Origin of the sequence: Tsukamurella asaccharolytica (assembly GCF_007858435.1) — a bacterium.
Lineage (GTDB): Bacteria > Actinomycetota > Actinomycetes > Mycobacteriales > Mycobacteriaceae > Tsukamurella > Tsukamurella asaccharolytica.
Genome location: NZ_VIGW01000009.1, coordinates 90,887 through 108,343, shown reverse-complemented (window position 1 = coordinate 108,343; position 17,457 = coordinate 90,887). Strand labels below are relative to the sequence as shown.

The following is a 17,457-nucleotide window of genomic DNA, read 5'->3' as shown; positions in this document are numbered from 1 at the left end:
CAGGTCACCCACGTGTTACTCACCCGTTCGCCACTCGTGTACCCCGAAGGGCCTTACCGTTCGACTTGCATGTGTTAAGCACGCCGCCAGCGTTCGTCCTGAGCCAGGATCAAACTCTCCATAAAAACACTAGAAACACAAGGTTTCAGCATAATCAGGAAATCCTGAACAAAAAACGAAACCACTGACAAAATCAATGATTCCAGAAATACATCTCGCAAAGAAATAAACGAGAAAAGCCACAACACAAACAACCAAAAAATATTGATTGCCTATGCGTGCCAAAAAATTTGGCACTGACAATTTCATCGACACACTGTTGAGTTCTCAAAGAACACGCCAAACGCGGACTACTTCACCACGACCCCACACGTCGGGATCTTCACGATGGAGTAGAGCCTTCGCAGGCAACCGTTCCAGGTTATACTTCTCGCTATCGCCTGTCAAGACGACTCGCTCGAAGCAACCCTGCCAGACTATGTGAGAGTCGATCTCGGTGTCAAACCGAGTGCGACTCCTTCGTGGCAAGGTGTCTGCGCTTCCACCGTCTGACCTGGGCTTTTCGGCCCCGTACTGGTCGGTGTCGCGCTGACTTCGAATAAGTTACGCACCGAGGAACGGAAGCACAAATCCCCAGGTCAGCGCGTAACGTATTGTTCATCCGCCCAGGTCAGCGCCGTGCGCGCCAGCTCGGGCCGCCGGTTGACCGCTGTGTGACCTGCAGCACAAAAGGCGCCGGCGGTCGGCGGCGGGGCGGCCTCAGTGGTCATGACCAGCGGTTTCAAATGAAACGGGCGCCGGCGAAGGTCTTCTTGCCTCGGCGCAGGACGAGCCACCGGCCGTGGAGCAGGTCGGCGGGCTCCGGCTCCCACTCCTCGGAGTCCACCTTCACGTTGTTCGCGTAGGCGCCGCCCTCCTTCACCGCACGACGAGCGGCGCCCTTCGACTCACACAGCCCGGATGCGACCAGGAGGTCGACGATCGTCCGCGGCTCCCCCGCCGCCACGTCGACCACGGACGCCTCTTCCAACGCGGCCGCGAGGGTGCCCTCGGGGAGGTCCGCGAGCTCGGCCCGGCCGAACAACGCCTGCGCGGCCAACTCCGCGGCGCGGGTGTGCTCCGCTCCGTGCACGAGAGTGGTCATCTCCGCGGCGAGGCGCTTCTGGGCAGTGCGCTTCTGCGGAGCCTGGACCGTCTCGCGCTCCAGCTCCGCGATCTCCTCCTGCGTGAGGAAGGTGAACCAGCGCAGGTAGCGGACCACATCGGCGTCGGCGGTGTTCACGAAGTACTGGTACCAGGCGTACGGGCTCGTCTGCTCCGGATCCAGCCACAGCGAGCCTCCACCGGTGGACTTGCCGAACTTCTTCCCGTCCGACGAGGTCACCAGCTGGGTAGTCAGGGCGTGCACGTGCCGTCCGTCGATCTTCCGGTTCAGGTCCACGCCCGCCACGATGTTGCCCCACTGGTCGGAGCCGCCGATCTGCAGCGCGGCGTCGTAGCGGCGCGCGAGTTCCACGTAGTCGTACGCCTGCAGCAGCATGTAGCTGAACTCCGTGTAGCTGATCCCGTCCGATTCGAGCCGGCGCTTGACTGTCTCGCGCGCGAGCATCACGTTGATCGAGAAGTGCTTGCCCACGTCGCGCAGGAAGGTGGGCACGTTCATCTGTCCGTGCCAGTCCAGGTTGTTGACCAGGATCGCGGCGTTGTCTCCCTCGAAAGCGACGAAACGCTGCAACTGGGTGTCGATCTTCGCGGCCCACTCGGCGACCGTGTCCACGGAGTTCATGACGCGCTCCCCGACGTCGCGCGGATCGCCGACCTGCCCCGTCGCCCCGCCGCCGAGGACGATCGGCCTGTGCCCCGCCTCCTGGAAGCGGCGCAGGGTGAGCAGTTGGACGAGGTGGCCGGCGTGCAGCGACGAGGCGGTCGGGTCGAATCCGGCGTAGAGCGCGATCGGCCCCGCGGCCAAGCGCTCGCGCAGCGCGTCCAGATCGGTGGACTGCGCGATCAGGCCGCGCCAGGTCAGTTCCTCGAGGATGTCAGTGCTCACCGGTCCATTGTGAACGAACGGCCGCGGCGCGGAGGTCGCCGCCCTGCAGTGCGGTCACCGGCAACTGCCGGTCCGCGGGCCCTCGTACTCCTCCGCGAGCTCGGCGATGAGCGCGGCGCCGTACACGGCCCAACGCACGATTGGATTCCGCTGGGGAGGGATCAGCGGCTCACGGACGGATGGCCCGCCAGCCACAGCCGCCAGGGCTTCTCGACGGCCCGGCTGATCCCGATCCGCGGCCCCGCCGCGACCGGGCCCCGTCGGGCGGCGATCTCCAGCCTCACCGCGGACGCCGGGTCGAGTACGTCGATCCCCTTGTCGGCCACAGTGATCCCGAGCGCCTGGCCGAGCCGGCCGGGCCCCGCCGCGAGTCGCGCATCGGGATCGCGCACCGCGCGCCGCTCCCGGACCACGTCGAGACCGGATTCGATGGAGGCGGCCCGGAGCAGTACGCCCGCGCCGACGCCGTCGGGGCCGGCGGTGATGTTGACGCACTGGTGGATGCCGTAGGACAGGTACACGTAGAGGTGGCCGGCCGGACCGAACATCACGTCGTTGCGGGGCGTCGGCCCCGGGTAGGTGTGCGCCGCGGGATCGGGCCACGGGCCCTTCTCCGGCGATCCGTACGCCTCGACCTCGACGATGCGCGCCCGCACCCCGCCGACGACCAGCACGGATCCGAGAACCAGCCGGGCGGCCTTGAGCGGATGGACGGCGAGCCGGTCCCGCGGGTCGGCGGTCACCGGAAGCGGGTCACTGCGCGGCGCGGGCCAGAATCGACTCGTGCTCGGCATCGTCCACGTCGCGGGCCTCTCCGATGAGGAGCACGGGCAGACCGTCTTCGATCGGATAGGCGCGGTGCAGGCGCGGGTTGTAGAACAGCTCGTCCGGCACGTACAGCAGCGGCCCCTTGTCCTGCGGGCAGGCGAGGATCTTCAGCAGCGTCGCGTCGATGGCCATGGCGCCATGCTACCCAGCGGGGAGCCACACCGGTTTGACGGCGGTGCCCCCGCGGGCCGCGGTCCAGGCCTCGTCGAAGTCGGTGAACGTGGTGACGAGCCGATCGACGGGCAGGCGGCCGGCGGCGACGCGGACCCTTGACAACCTCACGACGCCCCCCACATAATTCACTCAACGATGAATTCATCGTCGGATGAAATATTAGGAGGCGCCGTGAGCAGCGCAATCACCCTGTCCGGCCTGACGGTGATCCGTTCGGGCATCACCGTCCTCGACCGATTGGACGCCGAGATCCCCGCCGGCGCCATCACCGGACTGCTCGGCCCGTCGGGTTCCGGAAAGACCACGCTGATGCGGGTGATCGTCGGTGCGCAGCGGATCACCGAGGGCGCCGCCACGGTGCTGGGCCGCCCCGCAGGAAGCCCCGACCTGCGGGCGCGCGTGGGCTACACGACGCAGTCGCCCGCCGTGTACGGCGACCTCACCGTGGCGCAGAACGTCGAGTACTTCGGCGCGCTGTACCCGGCGCGGCGCGCCACCGCCCAGGCCGACGCCGCCGAGGCCATCGACGCCGTCGGGCTCGGCGCCTTCGCCGACCGCCGCGCCGACGCGCTCTCCGGCGGGCAGCGTTCGCGGGTCAGCATCGCGTGCGCCCTCGTCGCGCACCCCGACCTGCTGATCCTCGACGAGCCGACGGTCGGCCTCGATCCGCTGCTGCGCGCCGACCTGTGGGAGCGATTCGCGGCGATGGCCGCCGCGGGGACCACGCTGCTGGTCTCCAGCCACGTCATGGACGAGGCCGCGCACTGCGCCCGTCTCCTCCTCCTGCGGGAGGGGCGCCTCATCGCCTCCCCGACACCGTCGGAACTGCTGGCCCGCACCGGAACGGCCGGCCTGGACGAGGCCTTCCTCGCGCTCGTCCGCGAGCAGGAGGCAACAGCATGAGCACCGTTCTGAATCCGAGCATCACCCGCGCGACCACAGTCCGCGTTCTGCGCCAATTGCGAGCCGATCCCCGCACCGTCGCGATGATCGTCGTGGTGCCGACCGCGCTGCTGACGCTGATGTACTTCCTCTACCGCGACTCGCCCGGCGGCACAGCGCTGTTCAGCCGGGTCGCGCTGGTCCTGCTCGGGGTACTGCCCTTCGCGCTGATGTTCATCGTCACGTCGATCGCGATGCAGCGCGAGCGGGCGTCGGGCACGCTCGAGCGACTGCTCACCACACCGCTCGCCAAGGCCGATCTGCTGCTCGGCTACGCGGTCGCCTTCTCCCTCGCGGCGACGGTCCAGGCCGCGGTCGCGACCACGGTGGCCGCGTACCTGCTCGGCATGGACACGGAAGGCAGCGTGTGGCTGGTGGTCCTGATCGCCGTCGTCGACGCCTGGCTGGGTGTCGCGCTGGGGCTGTTGTTCAGCGCGTTCGCCCGCACTGAGTTCCAGGCGGTGCAATTCATGCCCGTCGTCGTGGTCCCGCAGATCTTCCTGTGCGGGCTCCTCGTTCCCCACGACGCCATGCCGGGCTGGCTGCAGGGCATCGCCGACGTGCTGCCGATGACCTATGCGGTGAAGGCGCTGCAGGAGGTGGGCGCCCACGGCTCCGCGACCACCACGATGTGGACCTCGCTCGCGGTGGTCGCCGGGTTCGCCGTCGTCGCGCTCGCCCTGGCGGCCGCGACGCTGCCGCGCAGGGTCGCGTGAGCGGGCCGGGCCGCAGGTCCGGTCGGCGCACCGGCAGCCCCGACACTCGGGCCGAGATCCTCGCCGCGGCGCGGGCCGCGTTCGCCCGCGGCGGCCTGGCCGGCACGACGGTGCGCTCGATCGCGGAGGCCGCGGGCGTGGACTCGGCGCTGGTGCACCACTACTTCGGCACGAAGCAGGAGTTGTACTTGGCGGCGCTGGCGATCCCCGTCGACCCCGAGTTCGTGCGGGCGCCGCTTCGCGCAGCGCCCCTCGACGACACCGCCCGGGCGCTGCTTCAGGCCCTGCTCACGATGTGGGACGGGCCCCTGCGCGACGCGGGCGTCGCGGCGATCCGCACCAACCTCGGCAACGGCGGCGACCCCGCGATCGTGCGGGGCTTCCTGCTGGAGATCGCGCTGGCCGAGCTCATCGGCCGCATGGAGCAGGGCCCCGGCGACGGGGTCCTCCGCGCGAATCTCATGGTGGCCCAAGTGTTCGGCCTGCTCGTCGCCCGCTACGTCGTCGGCTTCGAGCCCCTCGCCTCGCTCACCGTCGACGAGGTCGTCGCCCTCACCGCTCCCCCGCTCCAGCAGGTGATCACCGGCCCCCTCCCCCGCAATTGAACGACGTTCTGGAGAGCAAAACCGCAGGTCAGATTCTCCAGAACGTCGTTCAATCGGGTCAGGAGGCGGTGGTGGCCCAGGTGCGGAGCGGGGTGACCGCGGCGGTGATCCGGTCGAGTTGCGCAGCCACGGCCGACGGGGCCGTGCCGCCGCGGGCATCACGGGAGGCGACGGAGCCGCGCACCGTCAGCACCTCGCGCACCTGCGGAGTGAGCGCCGGATGGATCGCGCTGAAGTCCTCGTCGGTGAGGCCGTCGAGGCCGGTACCACGGGTCTCGGCGGTGCGGACGCACTCGCCCGCCGCCTCGTGCGCGACGCGGAAGGGCACGCCCTGCCGCACCATCCACTCCGCGACGTCGGTCGCGAGCGTGAAGCCGGCCGGCGCTAACGCCCCCATGCGCTCGGGGTGGAAGGTGAGGGTGGCGGTGAGCCCCGCGACGGCGGGCAGCAGCAGCCGCAGCTGCTCCACCGAGTCGAAGACCGGTTCCTTGTCCTCCTGCAAATCGCGGTTGTACGCCAGCGGCTGCGCTTTGAGAGTCGCCAGCAGGCCCGACAGGTTGCCGATGAGCCGGCCCGCCTTACCTCGCGAGAGCTCGGCGACGTCGGGGTTCTTCTTCTGCGGCATGATCGAGCTGCCGGTCGACCAGGCGTCCGCGAGGGTCACGTAGCCGAACTCGGCCGTGCTCCACAGGATCACGTCCTCCGACCAGCGCGACAGGTCGACGGCGACCTGCGCGAACACGTAGGCCGCCTCCGCCGCGAAGTCGCGCGACGCCGTGGCGTCGAGGCTGTTGTCGGCGGCCGAGTCGAAGCCCAGATCGGCGGCGATGGCGTCGGGGTCGAGCCCCAGCGACGATCCGGCCAGCGCCCCGGATCCGTACGGCGAGATCGCGATCCGCTTATCCAGGTCCTGCAGCCGCTGCACATCGCGCAGCAGCGGATGCGTGTACGCCAGCAGGTGGTGCGACAGCAGGATCGGCTGCGCCGCCTGCAGATGCGTCTTGCCCGGCAGGATCACGTCCGGGTTCGCCTGCGCCTGGGCGACGAAGGCGTCCACCACGTCGAGCACGCCGGCGGCGACGAGCCGGACGGCGTCGCGCAGCCACATCCGGAAGAGCGTGGCCACCTGGTCGTTCCGTGACCTGCCGGCCCGCAGCCGACCGCCCACTTCCGGGCCGGCGCGCTCGATGAGCCCGCGCTCCAGCGCGCCGTGCACGTCCTCGTCGGACTCGGCGGGCCGGAAGGCACCGGACGCCACGTCGTCTCCGAGCCGGGTGAGCGCCGCGAGCATCGCCTCGAGGTCCCCGTCGGACAGCAGCCCTGCTCGGTTAAGCACTCGGGCGTGCGCCTTCGACGCCCGCACGTCGTACGGGGCGAGCGCCCAGTCGAAGTGCGTGGACTTGCTCAGCGCGGCCATCGCCTCGGCGGGGCCGGAGGCGAACCGTCCGCCCCAGAGGCTGCCCTCGTTGGTGCCGTGCTTCTCCTCCGGCCCGTCGACGTGCTTCTCGGCGTTCTCGCTCAACGGGTCTCCTAGTCGGTACCGAGGTCGAACGCGGCGTGGTTGCTCGCCTCGTCGAGGGCGGACGGAATCTTCTCGCCGCCGGAGACGATGGCGTCGGCGCCGCCCTGCTCCAGCTCGCCGACCAACGCCGCGGTCTCGCCCGCGACGATGCCCTGGACCGCGTACTGCTCGAGGCGCGAACGGGAGTCCGCGATGTCGAGGTTGCGCATGGTGAGCTGGCCGATCCGCTCGTCGGGGCCGAAGGCGGCATCGCCGACGCGCTCCATCGAGAGCTTCTCGGGATGGTACGAGAGGTTCGGGCCGGTGGTGTCGATGATCGAGTAGTCGTCGCCGCGACGCAGGCGCAACGTGACGGAGCCCGTGACGGCGGACGCGACCCACCGGATGATGGCCTCACGCTGCATGAGGGACTGCGGGTCCAGCCAGCGGCCCTCGTACATCAGGCGACCCAGGCGGCGGCCCTCGTTGTGGTACGTGGCAATGGTGTCCTCGTTGTGGATCGCGTTCACCAGGCGCTCGTAGGTGGCGTGCAACAGCGCCATACCGGGCGCCTCGTAGATGCCGCGCGACTTGGCCTCGATGATGCGGTTCTCGATCTGGTCCGAGATGCCGAGCCCATGCCGACCGCCGATGCGGTTCGCCTCGCGGACCAGCTCGACCGGGTCGGAGTATTCGACGCCGTTGATCGCCACCGGCACGCCGGCCTCGAACGTGACGGTGACGTCCTCGGTCGTGATCTCGACCGATTCGTCCCACGGGGCGACGCCCATGATCGGGTCGACGATGACGACGCCGGTGTTGAGGTACTCCAGGTCCTTCGCCTCGTGCGTGGCGCCCCAGATGTTGGCGTCGGTGGAGTAGGCCTTCTCGGTGGAGTCGCGGTACGGGAAGCCGTGCGCGACGAGCCACTCGCTCATCTCCTTGCGCCCGCCGAGCTCGGTGACGAACTGCGAGTCCAGCCACGGCTTGTAGATGCGCAGCGCCGGGTTCGCCATGAGGCCGTAGCGGTAGAACCGTTCGATGTCGTTGCCCTTGTAGGTGGAGCCATCGCCCCAGATGTCGACGCCGTCCTCCTTCATCGCCCGCACCAGCATGGTGCCGGTCACGACGCGGCCGATCGGGGTGGTGTTGAAGTAGGTCTTGCCGCCCGAGCGGATGTGGAAGGCCCCGGTCTGCAGGGCGGCGATGCCCTCCTGCACCAGCAGCGGCTGCACGTCCACCAGGCGCGCGATCTCGGCGCCGTACTCCGTGGCGCGGCCGGGGACGGCGTCGATGTCCGGCTCGTCGGGCTGGCCGATGTTGGCGGTGTACGTGCAGGGCACGGCGCCCTTGTCGCGCATCCAGGCGACGGCCACAGAAGTGTCGAGGCCACCGGAGAAGGCGATGCCGACGCGCTCGCCGACGGGCAGAGTGGAGAGGACCTTGGACATGCCGACCAGCTTATCTGCCGGGGGTCGACCTCCCGGTGCCCCGGTCGGTCGCCGCGGCGGTCCCAGGGGCGTCCCGGCGGACCTCCACACCCATCAGTGCCACGTCTGCTGGTGATCGCGATGCGTGTCGAGATAGGCCCCGGCTGCGAAGTGGTGGTCGTAGAAGTCGGTGTCGAGGTGCTGGGCTTGAAGGTAATTGAGGATGTGAACGGTCGGAACGGTGCCCGGGACCTTGCCGAACGTCTCGTCGATGTAGGCGACCTGACCGGTGAGCAGGTCCACGAACCGCTCGTCGTAGCGGGCGGCGGATCCGCGCACCCGGGGGTTATCGGACCAGGGTCCTCCGGTCTCCGTGTGCAGCGGCCCCCCGGGACGGGTCTTCCTGTCGATGTATCGCCGCACCGCGTCCTCGGGCCCGGCCACGTGCGGACGGGAGAGGGTCTCGAAGACACCGGGAAGTCCCGTGGGGTTCGGTATCGCCCACCGCTCATCGGACTGCACATCGAACCCGAGTCCGGGGACCTCTGGAACACCCGACGCGCCGAGCAGCGACAGCCGATCGATACCGTCGAAGATCCAGCCGCCGAGGCCGAGGGCCCCCAGAAGCAGATGACCGTTGTAGGCCGCGGTCGCCAGCTCCGCGCTCGCCTCGGCGAGGGTGTACTGCTCCACGAAGGACAGCGGAAACGGTTCGCCCGCGTGCGCGAGCGAGTCGTCGTCCGCTCCCGGAATCAGCTGACCGTTAACGTCGTCGTAGACCCCGTAGCCGTTCTGTAGGAAGAACGCCAGATTCGCGATGAGGTGCTGCGCCAGGTCCGCGACCGGGATCACGAGGAGCGAACCCGGGTGATTCGCGATCCACGTGTTGTGCCCCTCGAGGAAGGGTTCCTCGCGAGGGAGGTGGAGACGACGGTCCGACAAGCGACGGTATCGGGCCACCGTCTCCTCGAGCCACGCCTCGACATCCTCGTGCACCTCCTGCTCCGCGCCCTTCCGACGCGGCGCTGCGTCGCGGGACGACAGGAAGTAGGTTCCCGAGTCGTCGGTGAAGAAGAAGTCCGTGGTGTGGAATCCCGCCGCCGACGGAAAAGTCCTCCCTGCGGCGGATCCGGGGTAGTTCGGGAGCGCCGGGGCGTAACCCGGATGATGGGTGATGCCGAAGTTCCAGCCCGTGACTCCGGTGACGGTCGCCAGCACGATCGCCCGCTCGACTTCGCTGAGCGGCTGCACCTCCCGCCGCGACCGGTACGCGAGCTCGCCGGCAGGGATCTCGCCGCCCACCGGGAATCGCCTCGACCTGCGGCCGTTGATCGCGGTCAGGAGCGGGAATCGGCTCAGTGCGTCGATCGCGCTGCGCTCGCCCGCGGTGAGACGCAATGTCATCGCTCCACCCCCGCGGAACGCGCACCCGCCGTGGCGAACTCGGCGATGGTATCGGCCACCTCGCGGTGTGCGGTGTCGTTGAGCACATCGTGCGCGTTGCCGTCGAATACCGCGACTCGCAGCTGCGGCAGCCGGTCCCGCCATGCGTACACCCCTGCGAGAGGTGCGACCAGGTCGTCCGATCCGTGGACGGCGAGCACCGGGAGGTCCAGCGACGGGAGGTCGGCGGCGAGACGCTCCCATGCCGGCGGCAGCAGCGTGCTCAGCAGAGCATGGACATCCGCCTCGGTGAAGGCGAGCGGGTCGTTCTCGAGCTCGTCGCGGTAGGTCGGGTCGGACGACAGGACAGCAGGATCAAGCGCGAACGGCTCGCCACCGTCGTCGACACTCCCCGGTTCTGTGAGCCCGGGCAGCGGCGACAACGGCGCCCCGCTGAGGATCACCGCGTGATAACGACGTGGGGCGTCCAGCGCCGCGAAGATGGCCCCAAGGCTCCCCAAGGAGTGTCCGGCGATCACCAGCGGCGTCCCCGGCGACGACCGTTCTGCAAGATCGGCAAGACTACCGGCGTTATCGACGATCCGGTTGAAATCGCCTACGTCGCCGCGGTCACCGCCGGACAGGCCGTGCCCACGGTGATCGAGAGCCCACAGGTCGACGCCGTGCGTTCCCAATTCGGCGGCGAGCCGGTGGTACAAACCGGAATGCTCCCCGAAACCGTGCAGGAACACCACTGCGGCTCGTGGATCGTCAGTGAAGGACCAGTGCCGGTAGAAGATCCGGTCGTCGGCGCCGTCGAGGTAAGGCAAGGTCACTCCCGTGGTTCGCGTAACGGACTGGGTACGCGTTCCACAGTGGCCCGCTACACGGGCCCGGCCCACCGTTTGAACCGATCGGATTCTTGCCGACCGGGCCGTTTGCCACGGCTACGTCAGTTCCACCAGCCGCCCGGCGAGGTCTTTGCCGGTCAGGGGCTCGCGCGCGACGACGAGGACGGTGTCGTCGCCGGCGACGGTGCCGACGACCTCGGGCAGCGACGCGCGGTCGAGCGCGCTGGCGAGGAAGTTCGCCGCCCCCGGCGGGGTGCGCAGTACGCAGATGTTCCCGCTGTGATCGGTGGAGACGAGCAGCTCGCCCAGCAGGCGCGCGAGCCGCTCGGTGCCGCCGGACACGCCGCGCACGGGCGAGCCGTCCTCCGGCACCACGTACACACCCGCGCCGCCGTCGGCGCCGCGCAACTTCACGGCGCCCAACTCGTCGAGGTCGCGCGAGAGGGTGGCCTGGGTGGCCTCGTAGCCGCCGCGCACGAGCAGGGCCTGCAACTCGGCCTGACTGTGCACCTGGTGATTCGCCAGGATTTCGACGATGGCCGCCTGGCGCCCGGCGCGGGTGGCGAGCGGATGCTCGCTCATCGCGCGCCCCCGGTCACGAACGCTCCAGCAGCCAGGTGAGGAGCGCCTTCTGCGCGTGCAGCCGGTTCTCGGCCTCGTCGAAGACGGCGGACTGCGGCCCGTCGATCACCTCGTCGGTGATCTCGTCGCCGCGGTGCGCGGGCAGGCAGTGCAGCACGATCGCGTCCGGGTCGGCGTGCGCGAGCAGCGCGGTGTTGATCTGGTACGGCCGGAACGGGGCGTTGCGATCGACGCCGTCCTCCTCCTGCCCCATCGACACCCAGGTATCGGTCACCACCACATCGACCCCCGCGACGGCCAGCACAGGATCGGAGATGACGCGGACCTCGGCGCCGGTCTCCCGGCCCCGGGCCCGGGCCGCCTCCACGAAGCGCTCGTGCGGCTGGAAGCCCGCGGGAGCGCTGATGGTCACGTCCATGCCGGCTGTGACGCAGCCGAGCATGTAGCTGTGGGCCATGTTGTTGGCGCCGTCGCCGAGATAGGTGAGCCCCAGGCCGGCGACGGAGGTTCCACTTCCGTCCGCCCTCGCAGTCCCTTTCCGCTCCGCGATGGTCTGCAGGTCGGCGAGGATCTGGCAGGGGTGGAAATCGTCCGAGAGGGCGTTCACCACCGGGACCGACGCGTACCGGGCCAGCTCCTCGAGGCCCTCCTGTGCGTACGTGCGCCAGACGATGGCGTCGACGAACCGCGAGAGCACGCGGGCGGTGTCGGCGAGTGACTCGTCCCGGCCCATCTGGGTCGACTTGGTGTCCACGACGACCGCGTGACCGCCGAGTTGCGCGATCCCGACGTCGAAGCTGAACCGGGTCCGCGTGGAGTTCTTGTCGAAGAGCACCGCCACGCCCTGCGGCCCCTCGAGCGGGCGCCGGGAGAAGGGTGCCGCCTTCAGCTCGGCGGCGAGTGCGAGCACCTCCCGCTGCTCGGCCGGGCTGAGGTCGTCGTCGCGGAGGAAGTGCCTTGTCATGAAGTCTCCTGGGCTGAATCGAGGAGCGCGGGAAGCGCGGCGAGGAAGCGGTCCGCCTGCTCGTCGGTGAGGACGAGGGGCGGGGCGAGGCGGACCACGTCGGGCTGCGCGGCGTTGAGCAGGAAGCCGGCATCGCGCGCACCGCTCTCGATCGCCTTGGCGACGCCGCGGGACAGGGTGATCCCGAGGAGCAGGCCGGAGCCCCGGACGCCGGTGACCAGGGGGTGGCCGAAACCCTCGACGGTGGCGGCGATGTGCTTGCCGAGGGCGTCGGCGCGCTGAGCAAGCCCCTCGGCCTCGATCACGTCGAGCACGGCGTTCGCGGCGGCCGCAGCGACGGGGTTACCGCCGAAGGTGGTGCCGTGCTGGCCCGGGGCGAGCAGCTCGCCGGCGGCGCCGACGGCGACCGTGGCGCCGATGGGCAGGCCGCCGCCGAGGCCCTTGGCGAGAGTGAAGACGTCCGGGGTCACGCCCGCCCGCTGATACGCGAACAGAGTGCCGGTGCGGGCGATCCCGGTCTGCACCTCGTCGAAGACGAGGAGTGCCCCGGCGGCGGTCGCGGCGGCGCGGGCCTCCGCGAGATAGCCGGCGGGAGGGACGACGACGCCTCCCTCGCCCATGATCGGCTCCAGGAAGACCGCGGCCGCGCCGTCGGCGGCCGCGCGCAGGGCGGCGGCGTCGCCGTAGGGCACGTGGGTGACCGACTCGATGAGGGGCACGAAGGGCTCCCGCTTGGCGGGCTGGCCGGTCAGCGCCAGCGAGCCCATCGTCCGGCCGTGGAAGGCACCCTCGGCGGCGACCATCGCGGTGCGGCCGGTGCGCCGGCCGATCTTGATGGCGGCCTCGTTGGCCTCGGCGCCCGAGTTGCTGAAGAAGACCCGGGTGCCGGGCACCCCGACGGCCTCGGTGAGCCGCTCGGCGAGGCGCACAACGGGCTCGCTGATGTAGAGGTTCGAGACGTGGCCGAGCGTCGAGATCTGCTGCGTCACCGCCTCGATGATCTTGGGGTGAGCGTGACCGAGGGCATTGACGGCGATGCCGCCGAGCAGGTCGACGTACTCCTTGCCGTCGGCGTCGGTCACCGCCGCACCGCGGCCCGACACCAGCGCGATGGGCGGGGTGCCGTACGTGTCCATCACCGCGGCGTTCCACCGCGACTGCATTGCTTGGTTCGTCATGAGAATCAGATCCAGGTCTCTGTGGGAGTCTTCGGCGGGGCCACCATCGTGCCGATGCCCTCGCTCGTGAACAGCTCGAGAAGCACGGAGTGCGGCACCCGCCCGTCGATGACGTGCGCGGTGGGGACGCCCCCGTGCACCGCTCGCAGGCACGCCTCCATCTTGGGGACCATGCCGGAGTCGAGGCTCGGCAGCAGCTCGGTCAGCGCGTCCGTGTCGATCTCCGTGGTCAGCGACGAGCGGTCGGGCCAGTTCGTGTACAGGCCCTCGACGTCGGTGAGTACCACCAGCTTCTCGGCACCCAGCGCCTCAGCCAGCGCGGCGGCCGCGGTATCGGCGTTGATGTTGTGCACCACCCCGTCCGCGTCCGGCGCGATCGTCGAGATCACGGGGATCCGGCCGGCGGCCATGAGGTCGTTGACCGCCTCCGGGTTCACCGCGGTCACGTCGCCGACGAGGCCGACGTCGGTCGGCGTACCGTCGACCACGACCTGCCGCCGGGTCGCGGTGAACAGGTGCGCGTCCTCGCCGGACATGCCGACCGCGAACGGCCCGTACGAGTTGATCAGGCCGACCAGCTCGCGTCCCACCTGCCCGAAGAGCACCATGCGCACGACGTCCATGACCTCGGGCGTGGTCACTCGGAAGCCACCGCGGAACTCGCCCTGCATGCCGAGCCGCGTGAGCATGGCGTTGATCTGCGGCCCGCCGCCGTGCACCACGACGGGGTGCAGGCCGCAGGTGCGCAGGAAGACCATGTCCTGGGCGAAGCTGCGTTTGAGCTCGTCGTCGACCATGGCGTTGCCGCCGTACTTCACCACCACCGTCTTGCCGTGGAAGTCGAGCAACCACGGCAGCGCCTCGGCGAGCACGCCCGCCTTGTCGAGCGGCGTGAGATCGGGTCCGTTCATGACGAGTACGCCGAGTTCTCTTCGACGTAGGCGTGCGAGAGGTCGGTGGTCCGGATCGTCGCGGCGCCCCGGCCGAGCCCGAGGTCGACGGTGACGTCGATCTCCGGACCCGAGAGGTCCACATCGCGGGCTCCGGGCACGCCGCAACCGTTCTCGGCGATGGGCTGCCCGTTGAAGGACACCGTCAGCCGATCGTGCACCAGCTCGATCGGCGCGATCCCGATCGCGGCCATGACGCGGCCCCAGTTGGGGTCGCTGCCGAACAGGGCGGTCTTCACCAGGCTGTCGCGGGCGATGGCGCGCGCGCCGATCAGCGCCTCCTCCTCGGAGGCGGCGCCGGTCACGGTGATGAGGATCCGCTTGGTCACGCCCTCGGCGTCGCCTTGCAGCTGCGCGGCGAGGTCGTCGCAGACCTCGCGCACCGCGGCATTGAGTTCCTCCTGCGTGCAGGTCTTCTCGCTGGCACCGCTGCTGAGCAGGAGCACGGTGTCGTTGGTGGAGGTGGCGCCGTCCACGTCGAGCCGGTCGAAGGTGTAGCTCGTCGCGTACCGCAGGGCCTCGTCGAGCTGCTCCGGGGTGGCGTGCACGTCGGTGGTGAGCACGACGAGCATCGTCGCGAGTGAGGGCGCCATCATCCCGGCGCCCTTCGCCATGCCGCCGACGTTCCACCCGTCGCTGTGGTGGAGCGCGGTCTCCTTGGGCACGGTGTCCGTGGTCATGATGGCGTGCGCGGCGTCGGTGCCACCGGTGAGGCCGCCGCCCATCTCGTGCACGATCTCGGTGACACCGGCGAGAACCTTGTCCATGGGCAGGCGATCACCGATGAGCCCGGTGGAGCACACCGCGACCTCGCCGGCGCCGGTCTCGGTCCCCCAGTGGCTGAGCGTCTCCGCGACCTTCTCCGCGGTGGCGTGGGTGTCCTGGAAGCCGCCGGGCCCGGTGCACGCGTTGGCGCCGCCCGAGTTGAGGATCACGGCGCGGAGCTGACCGTCCGCGATGACCTGTTCGCTCCAGAGCACGGGTGCCGCGCGCACCTGGTTGCGGGTGAAGACGCCCGCCGCCGCGTAGTACGGGCCCTCATTGAAGACCAGCGCCAGATCGAGCTTGCCCGAGGCCTTGATCCCCGCCGCGATGCCCGCCGCCTTGAACCCCAGCGGCGCCGTGACGCCTTGGTTGCGAACGAGTTTGAAGGTCACGGTGCGACTCCTACGGTCGAGAGGCCGGCGGTCTCGGGCCAGCCGAGCGCGAGGTTCATGGACTGCACGGCGGCGCCGCCCGTGCCCTTGGTGAGGTTGTCGATCGCGGCAGTGGCGACGAGCCGCCCGGCACGCTCGTCGACGGCTACCTGCACCTGCACGGCGTTGCTGCCGAGCACCGACTTCGTCTGCGGCTGCGCGCCCTCGGGCAGCAGGTGCACGAAGGGCTCGTCGGCGTACGCAGTCGCGTAGACCTCCCGGGCCCGCGCGGCGGTCACCGTCGTCGGGGCGGAGACGGTGGCCAGGATGCCTCGGGCCATGGGTACGAGTATCGGCGTGAACGACACGGTGACGGGCGAGTTCGCGGCCGCCGAGAGGTTCTGCGTGATCTCCGGGGTGTGCCGGTGGGTGGTCACGCCGTAGGCCCGCGCGGAGCCGATGGCCTCGGAGGCGAGCAGGTCGGTCCGCGGCGACTTCCCGGCGCCGGAGGTGCCGCTCACCGCGACGACGGTGATCTCGGGAGCCACGATGCCGGCCGAGACGGCGGGCAGGAAGGCGAGGGTCGACACCGTCGGGTAGCAGCCCGGGACCGCGATGCGGGAGGCACCCGCGAGCACCTCCCGGTTGCCCGGAAGCTCCGGCAGCCCGTAGGGCCAGGTGCCGGCGTGGGCACTGCCGTAGTAGTGCTCCCACTCGGCGGCGTCCTTGAGGCGGTAGTCGGCGCCGCAGTCGATGATCAGCGTCGACGGGGGCAGTGCCTCCGCGATCTCGGCCGACTTGCCGTGGGGCAGGCCGAGGAAGACGACGTCGTGGCCGCGCAGCGTCTCCGGGGTGGTCTCCTGCAGGACGCGGTCCGCCAGGGGCAGCAGGTGCGGGTGGTGCTCGAAGAGCGTGCTGCCGGCGTTGCCGCCGGCGGTCAGCGCACCGATCGCGAGCTCACCGGACAAGTACTGCGGGTGGCCGAGCAGCAGCCGGAGGATCTCTCCCCCGGCGTAGCCGCTGGCGCCCGCGATCGCCACGGAAACAGTCATACGATGATTATGCACCATCATGCAAGTCTATTCACACGTGCTCGGAATCGCGTGCCCCGACACCCACAGGTTCCGCCCAGCCGCCCATCAGGACTCCTGGGCACCCTGGAGGAAGTAACGATCCGAACCCGGCACCCGAAGGACATGATATGCGCAACGACCTTCCGACCACGAACACCGACGCCCTCACGCAGCCGCTGTCGCTGCCGCGCCCCGAGCGCGGCCTGCGGGGCACCGTCAACCGCGTCCTCGACGGCTTCGCGCCGCGCGTGGAGAACCGCGCCATGCTGGTGAAGATGGGGCGCGGCCGCCCCAGCCTGGTGGGCGATCACCGGCGCGGCAACCACATCACCAAGGCCTTCCACCTCAGCTGAGCCGCCCGCAGAGTCCCCGCTCCGGCGGCGCGCGGTGCAACCGCTGGGCTACGCGAGGTCGCGGAATCCCACGGCGTGCCGAAACCCACCGCGGGGCTGGCACGCCGAGTCGACCTGCCGGCGGGCCTGCTCGATGACGGGCGTGACCGGGTCCAGCACCGAGAGGTACTGCCGGTGCTCGGCCAGCGATTCCACGGCCCGCTCCGTGAACCCGGTGACGTCGACGATGTACGTCGGCTCCGGTGCGGTCTGGTACGCCTTCACGCCGGCGGCCGCGGCGGCCTCGGCGACCGCACGGGTGAACTCCATGTGGTCGCGCTGGTTCGGCGCGCCGGGCGCCCATTCGGGGCCGCCCCACAGTGTGATCACGATGTCGGGCTCGTAGCGGGCGAGCGACTTCCGCACCGATTCCCGCAGTTCCGGCGTGTTCGTGACCTGCGAGTCGGGGTAGCCCCAGAACCGCACCTCGTCGACGCCGACGACGGCGGCGGACCGTCGCTGTTCCTCCTCGCGCACGGGGCCCGCCGTGCCCGGCGACATCCCCTCGATGCCCGCCTCGCCCGACGTCGCGAGTCCGTAGGCGACGGTCTTGCCCTGCGCGGTCCACCGGGCCACCGCCGCGGCCATGCCGTACTCGGGGTCGTCCGGGTGCGCCACCAGGACGAGCGCCGTGGTCCAGTCCTCGGGGAAGATCTGCGGCTCGCTCACGGGCTCCACGTTAGAGGTCGGAGCCCGTCGGCG

Annotated in this window: 19 protein-coding genes and 1 rRNA gene; 4 read left to right on the top strand and 16 right to left on the bottom strand. The window is 70.0% G+C overall.

The annotated features are described in order from the left end of the window. From FK529_RS15580 to FK529_RS20075, 5 genes are all read right to left on the bottom strand, one after another. A 16S ribosomal RNA gene (locus tag FK529_RS15580) occupies positions 1-125 on the bottom strand; the annotation flags it as partial. Between the two features lie 656 nt (positions 126-781). After that, positions 782-2,050, bottom strand: a complete 1,269-nt coding sequence (gene tyrS, locus FK529_RS15575; RefSeq protein ID WP_146562838.1) for a tyrosine--tRNA ligase — start codon at positions 2,048-2,050, stop codon at positions 782-784. A 161-nt stretch (positions 2,051-2,211) separates the two neighbouring features. After that, entirely contained in the window at positions 2,212-2,793 is a 582-nt protein-coding gene (locus tag FK529_RS15570; RefSeq protein ID WP_231703119.1) for a DNA-3-methyladenine glycosylase, read from the bottom strand. 10 nt (positions 2,794-2,803) lie between these two features. Continuing rightward, the gene (locus FK529_RS15565) at positions 2,804-3,010 is read right to left on the bottom strand and encodes a Trm112 family protein (RefSeq protein ID WP_146562834.1); all 207 of its coding nucleotides are present in this window, start codon (positions 3,008-3,010) and stop codon (positions 2,804-2,806) included. 9 nt (positions 3,011-3,019) lie between these two features. Next, positions 3,020-3,160 carry a hypothetical protein gene (locus FK529_RS20075; protein WP_158635135.1) on the bottom strand — a complete coding sequence of 47 codons (141 nt, stop codon included), beginning with the start codon at positions 3,158-3,160 and terminating at the stop codon, positions 3,020-3,022. A 27-nt stretch (positions 3,161-3,187) separates the two neighbouring features. Between FK529_RS20075 and FK529_RS15560 the strand changes: the two genes are divergently transcribed. From FK529_RS15560 to FK529_RS15550, 3 genes are read left to right on the top strand one after another with little or no spacing between them, the layout of a single operon-like run. Continuing rightward, a complete protein-coding gene (locus FK529_RS15560) occupies positions 3,188-3,955 on the top strand; it encodes an ABC transporter ATP-binding protein (protein ID WP_146562831.1) in 768 nt (255 codons plus the stop codon). Further along, entirely contained in the window at positions 3,952-4,710 is a 759-nt protein-coding gene (locus tag FK529_RS15555) for an ABC transporter permease (RefSeq protein WP_146562829.1), read from the top strand. Before FK529_RS15560 ends, FK529_RS15555 begins: the two co-directional genes overlap by 4 nt. Then, a complete protein-coding gene (locus FK529_RS15550) occupies positions 4,707-5,315 on the top strand; it encodes a TetR/AcrR family transcriptional regulator (protein ID WP_146562827.1) in 609 nt (202 codons plus the stop codon). The genes FK529_RS15555 and FK529_RS15550 overlap by 4 nt, the downstream gene beginning before the upstream one ends. A gap of 58 nt (positions 5,316-5,373) precedes the next feature. Here the strand turns inward: FK529_RS15550 and argH are convergent, their stop codons facing one another. The 10 genes from argH to argC all read right to left on the bottom strand — a co-directional run bounded on the left by argH (position 5,374) and on the right by argC (position 16,342). Next, positions 5,374-6,837, bottom strand: coding sequence for an argininosuccinate lyase (gene argH, locus FK529_RS15545; RefSeq protein WP_146562825.1), 1,464 nt, complete (start codon positions 6,835-6,837; stop codon positions 5,374-5,376). 8 nt (positions 6,838-6,845) lie between these two features. Further along, entirely contained in the window at positions 6,846-8,267 is a 1,422-nt protein-coding gene (gene argG / locus FK529_RS15540) for an argininosuccinate synthase (protein WP_146562823.1), read from the bottom strand. Positions 8,268-8,360: 93 nt separating this feature from the next. After that, positions 8,361-9,650 carry a hypothetical protein gene (locus FK529_RS15535; protein ID WP_146562821.1) on the bottom strand — a complete coding sequence of 430 codons (1,290 nt, stop codon included), beginning with the start codon at positions 9,648-9,650 and terminating at the stop codon, positions 8,361-8,363. Further along, the gene (locus tag FK529_RS15530) at positions 9,647-10,465 is read right to left on the bottom strand and encodes an alpha/beta fold hydrolase (protein ID WP_331456332.1); all 819 of its coding nucleotides are present in this window, start codon (positions 10,463-10,465) and stop codon (positions 9,647-9,649) included. The genes FK529_RS15535 and FK529_RS15530 overlap by 4 nt, the downstream gene beginning before the upstream one ends. Before the next feature lie 111 nt (positions 10,466-10,576). After that, positions 10,577-11,062, bottom strand: a complete 486-nt coding sequence (locus FK529_RS15525) for an arginine repressor (protein ID WP_146562819.1) — start codon at positions 11,060-11,062, stop codon at positions 10,577-10,579. 13 nt (positions 11,063-11,075) lie between these two features. Beyond that, complete coding sequence (gene argF, locus FK529_RS15520; RefSeq protein WP_146562817.1) at positions 11,076-12,026, bottom strand: ornithine carbamoyltransferase; 951 nt, start codon at positions 12,024-12,026, stop codon at positions 11,076-11,078. After that, positions 12,023-13,204, bottom strand: coding sequence for an acetylornithine transaminase (locus tag FK529_RS15515; protein WP_146562815.1), 1,182 nt, complete (start codon positions 13,202-13,204; stop codon positions 12,023-12,025). The genes argF and FK529_RS15515 overlap by 4 nt, the downstream gene beginning before the upstream one ends. 5 nt (positions 13,205-13,209) lie before the next feature. Next, a complete protein-coding gene (gene argB / locus FK529_RS15510) occupies positions 13,210-14,115 on the bottom strand; it encodes an acetylglutamate kinase (protein ID WP_146562813.1) in 906 nt (301 codons plus the stop codon). Beyond that, the gene (gene argJ, locus FK529_RS15505; RefSeq protein ID WP_146562811.1) at positions 14,112-15,311 is read right to left on the bottom strand and encodes a bifunctional glutamate N-acetyltransferase/amino-acid acetyltransferase ArgJ; all 1,200 of its coding nucleotides are present in this window, start codon (positions 15,309-15,311) and stop codon (positions 14,112-14,114) included. Before argJ ends, argB begins: the two co-directional genes overlap by 4 nt. Beyond that, positions 15,308-16,342, bottom strand: coding sequence for an N-acetyl-gamma-glutamyl-phosphate reductase (gene argC, locus FK529_RS15500; RefSeq protein ID WP_146562809.1), 1,035 nt, complete (start codon positions 16,340-16,342; stop codon positions 15,308-15,310). Before argC ends, argJ begins: the two co-directional genes overlap by 4 nt. 149 nt (positions 16,343-16,491) lie before the next feature. Between argC and FK529_RS15495 the strand changes: the two genes are divergently transcribed. Further along, entirely contained in the window at positions 16,492-16,716 is a 225-nt protein-coding gene (locus tag FK529_RS15495) for a hypothetical protein (protein WP_146562807.1), read from the top strand. Between the two features lie 48 nt (positions 16,717-16,764). On the opposite strand, the gene FK529_RS15490 is transcribed toward FK529_RS15495, so the two are convergent. Then, positions 16,765-17,424, bottom strand: a complete 660-nt coding sequence (locus tag FK529_RS15490; RefSeq protein ID WP_166436423.1) for a PIG-L deacetylase family protein — start codon at positions 17,422-17,424, stop codon at positions 16,765-16,767. Positions 17,425-17,457: the final 33 nt, after the last annotated feature.

Coding starts and splice junctions, on each gene's coding strand:
- FK529_RS15565 (WP_146562834.1), bottom strand. CDS start 3,010: ATGGCCATCGACGCGACGCTGCTGAAGATCCTCGCCTGCCCGCAGGAC.
- FK529_RS15560 (WP_146562831.1), top strand. CDS start 3,188: ATGAATTCATCGTCGGATGAAATATTAGGAGGCGCCGTGAGCAGCGCA.
- FK529_RS15555 (WP_146562829.1), top strand. CDS start 3,952: ATGAGCACCGTTCTGAATCCGAGCATCACCCGCGCGACCACAGTCCGC.
- argG (WP_146562823.1), bottom strand. CDS start 8,267: ATGTCCAAGGTCCTCTCCACTCTGCCCGTCGGCGAGCGCGTCGGCATC.
- FK529_RS15535 (WP_146562821.1), bottom strand. CDS start 9,650: ATGACATTGCGTCTCACCGCGGGCGAGCGCAGCGCGATCGACGCACTG.
- FK529_RS15525 (WP_146562819.1), bottom strand. CDS start 11,062: ATGAGCGAGCATCCGCTCGCCACCCGCGCCGGGCGCCAGGCGGCCATC.
- argF (WP_146562817.1), bottom strand. CDS start 12,026: ATGACAAGGCACTTCCTCCGCGACGACGACCTCAGCCCGGCCGAGCAG.
- FK529_RS15515 (WP_146562815.1), bottom strand. CDS start 13,204: ATGACGAACCAAGCAATGCAGTCGCGGTGGAACGCCGCGGTGATGGAC.
- argB (WP_146562813.1), bottom strand. CDS start 14,115: ATGAACGGACCCGATCTCACGCCGCTCGACAAGGCGGGCGTGCTCGCC.
- argC (WP_146562809.1), bottom strand. CDS start 16,342: ATGACTGTTTCCGTGGCGATCGCGGGCGCCAGCGGCTACGCCGGGGGA.
- FK529_RS15495 (WP_146562807.1), top strand. CDS start 16,492: ATGCGCAACGACCTTCCGACCACGAACACCGACGCCCTCACGCAGCCG.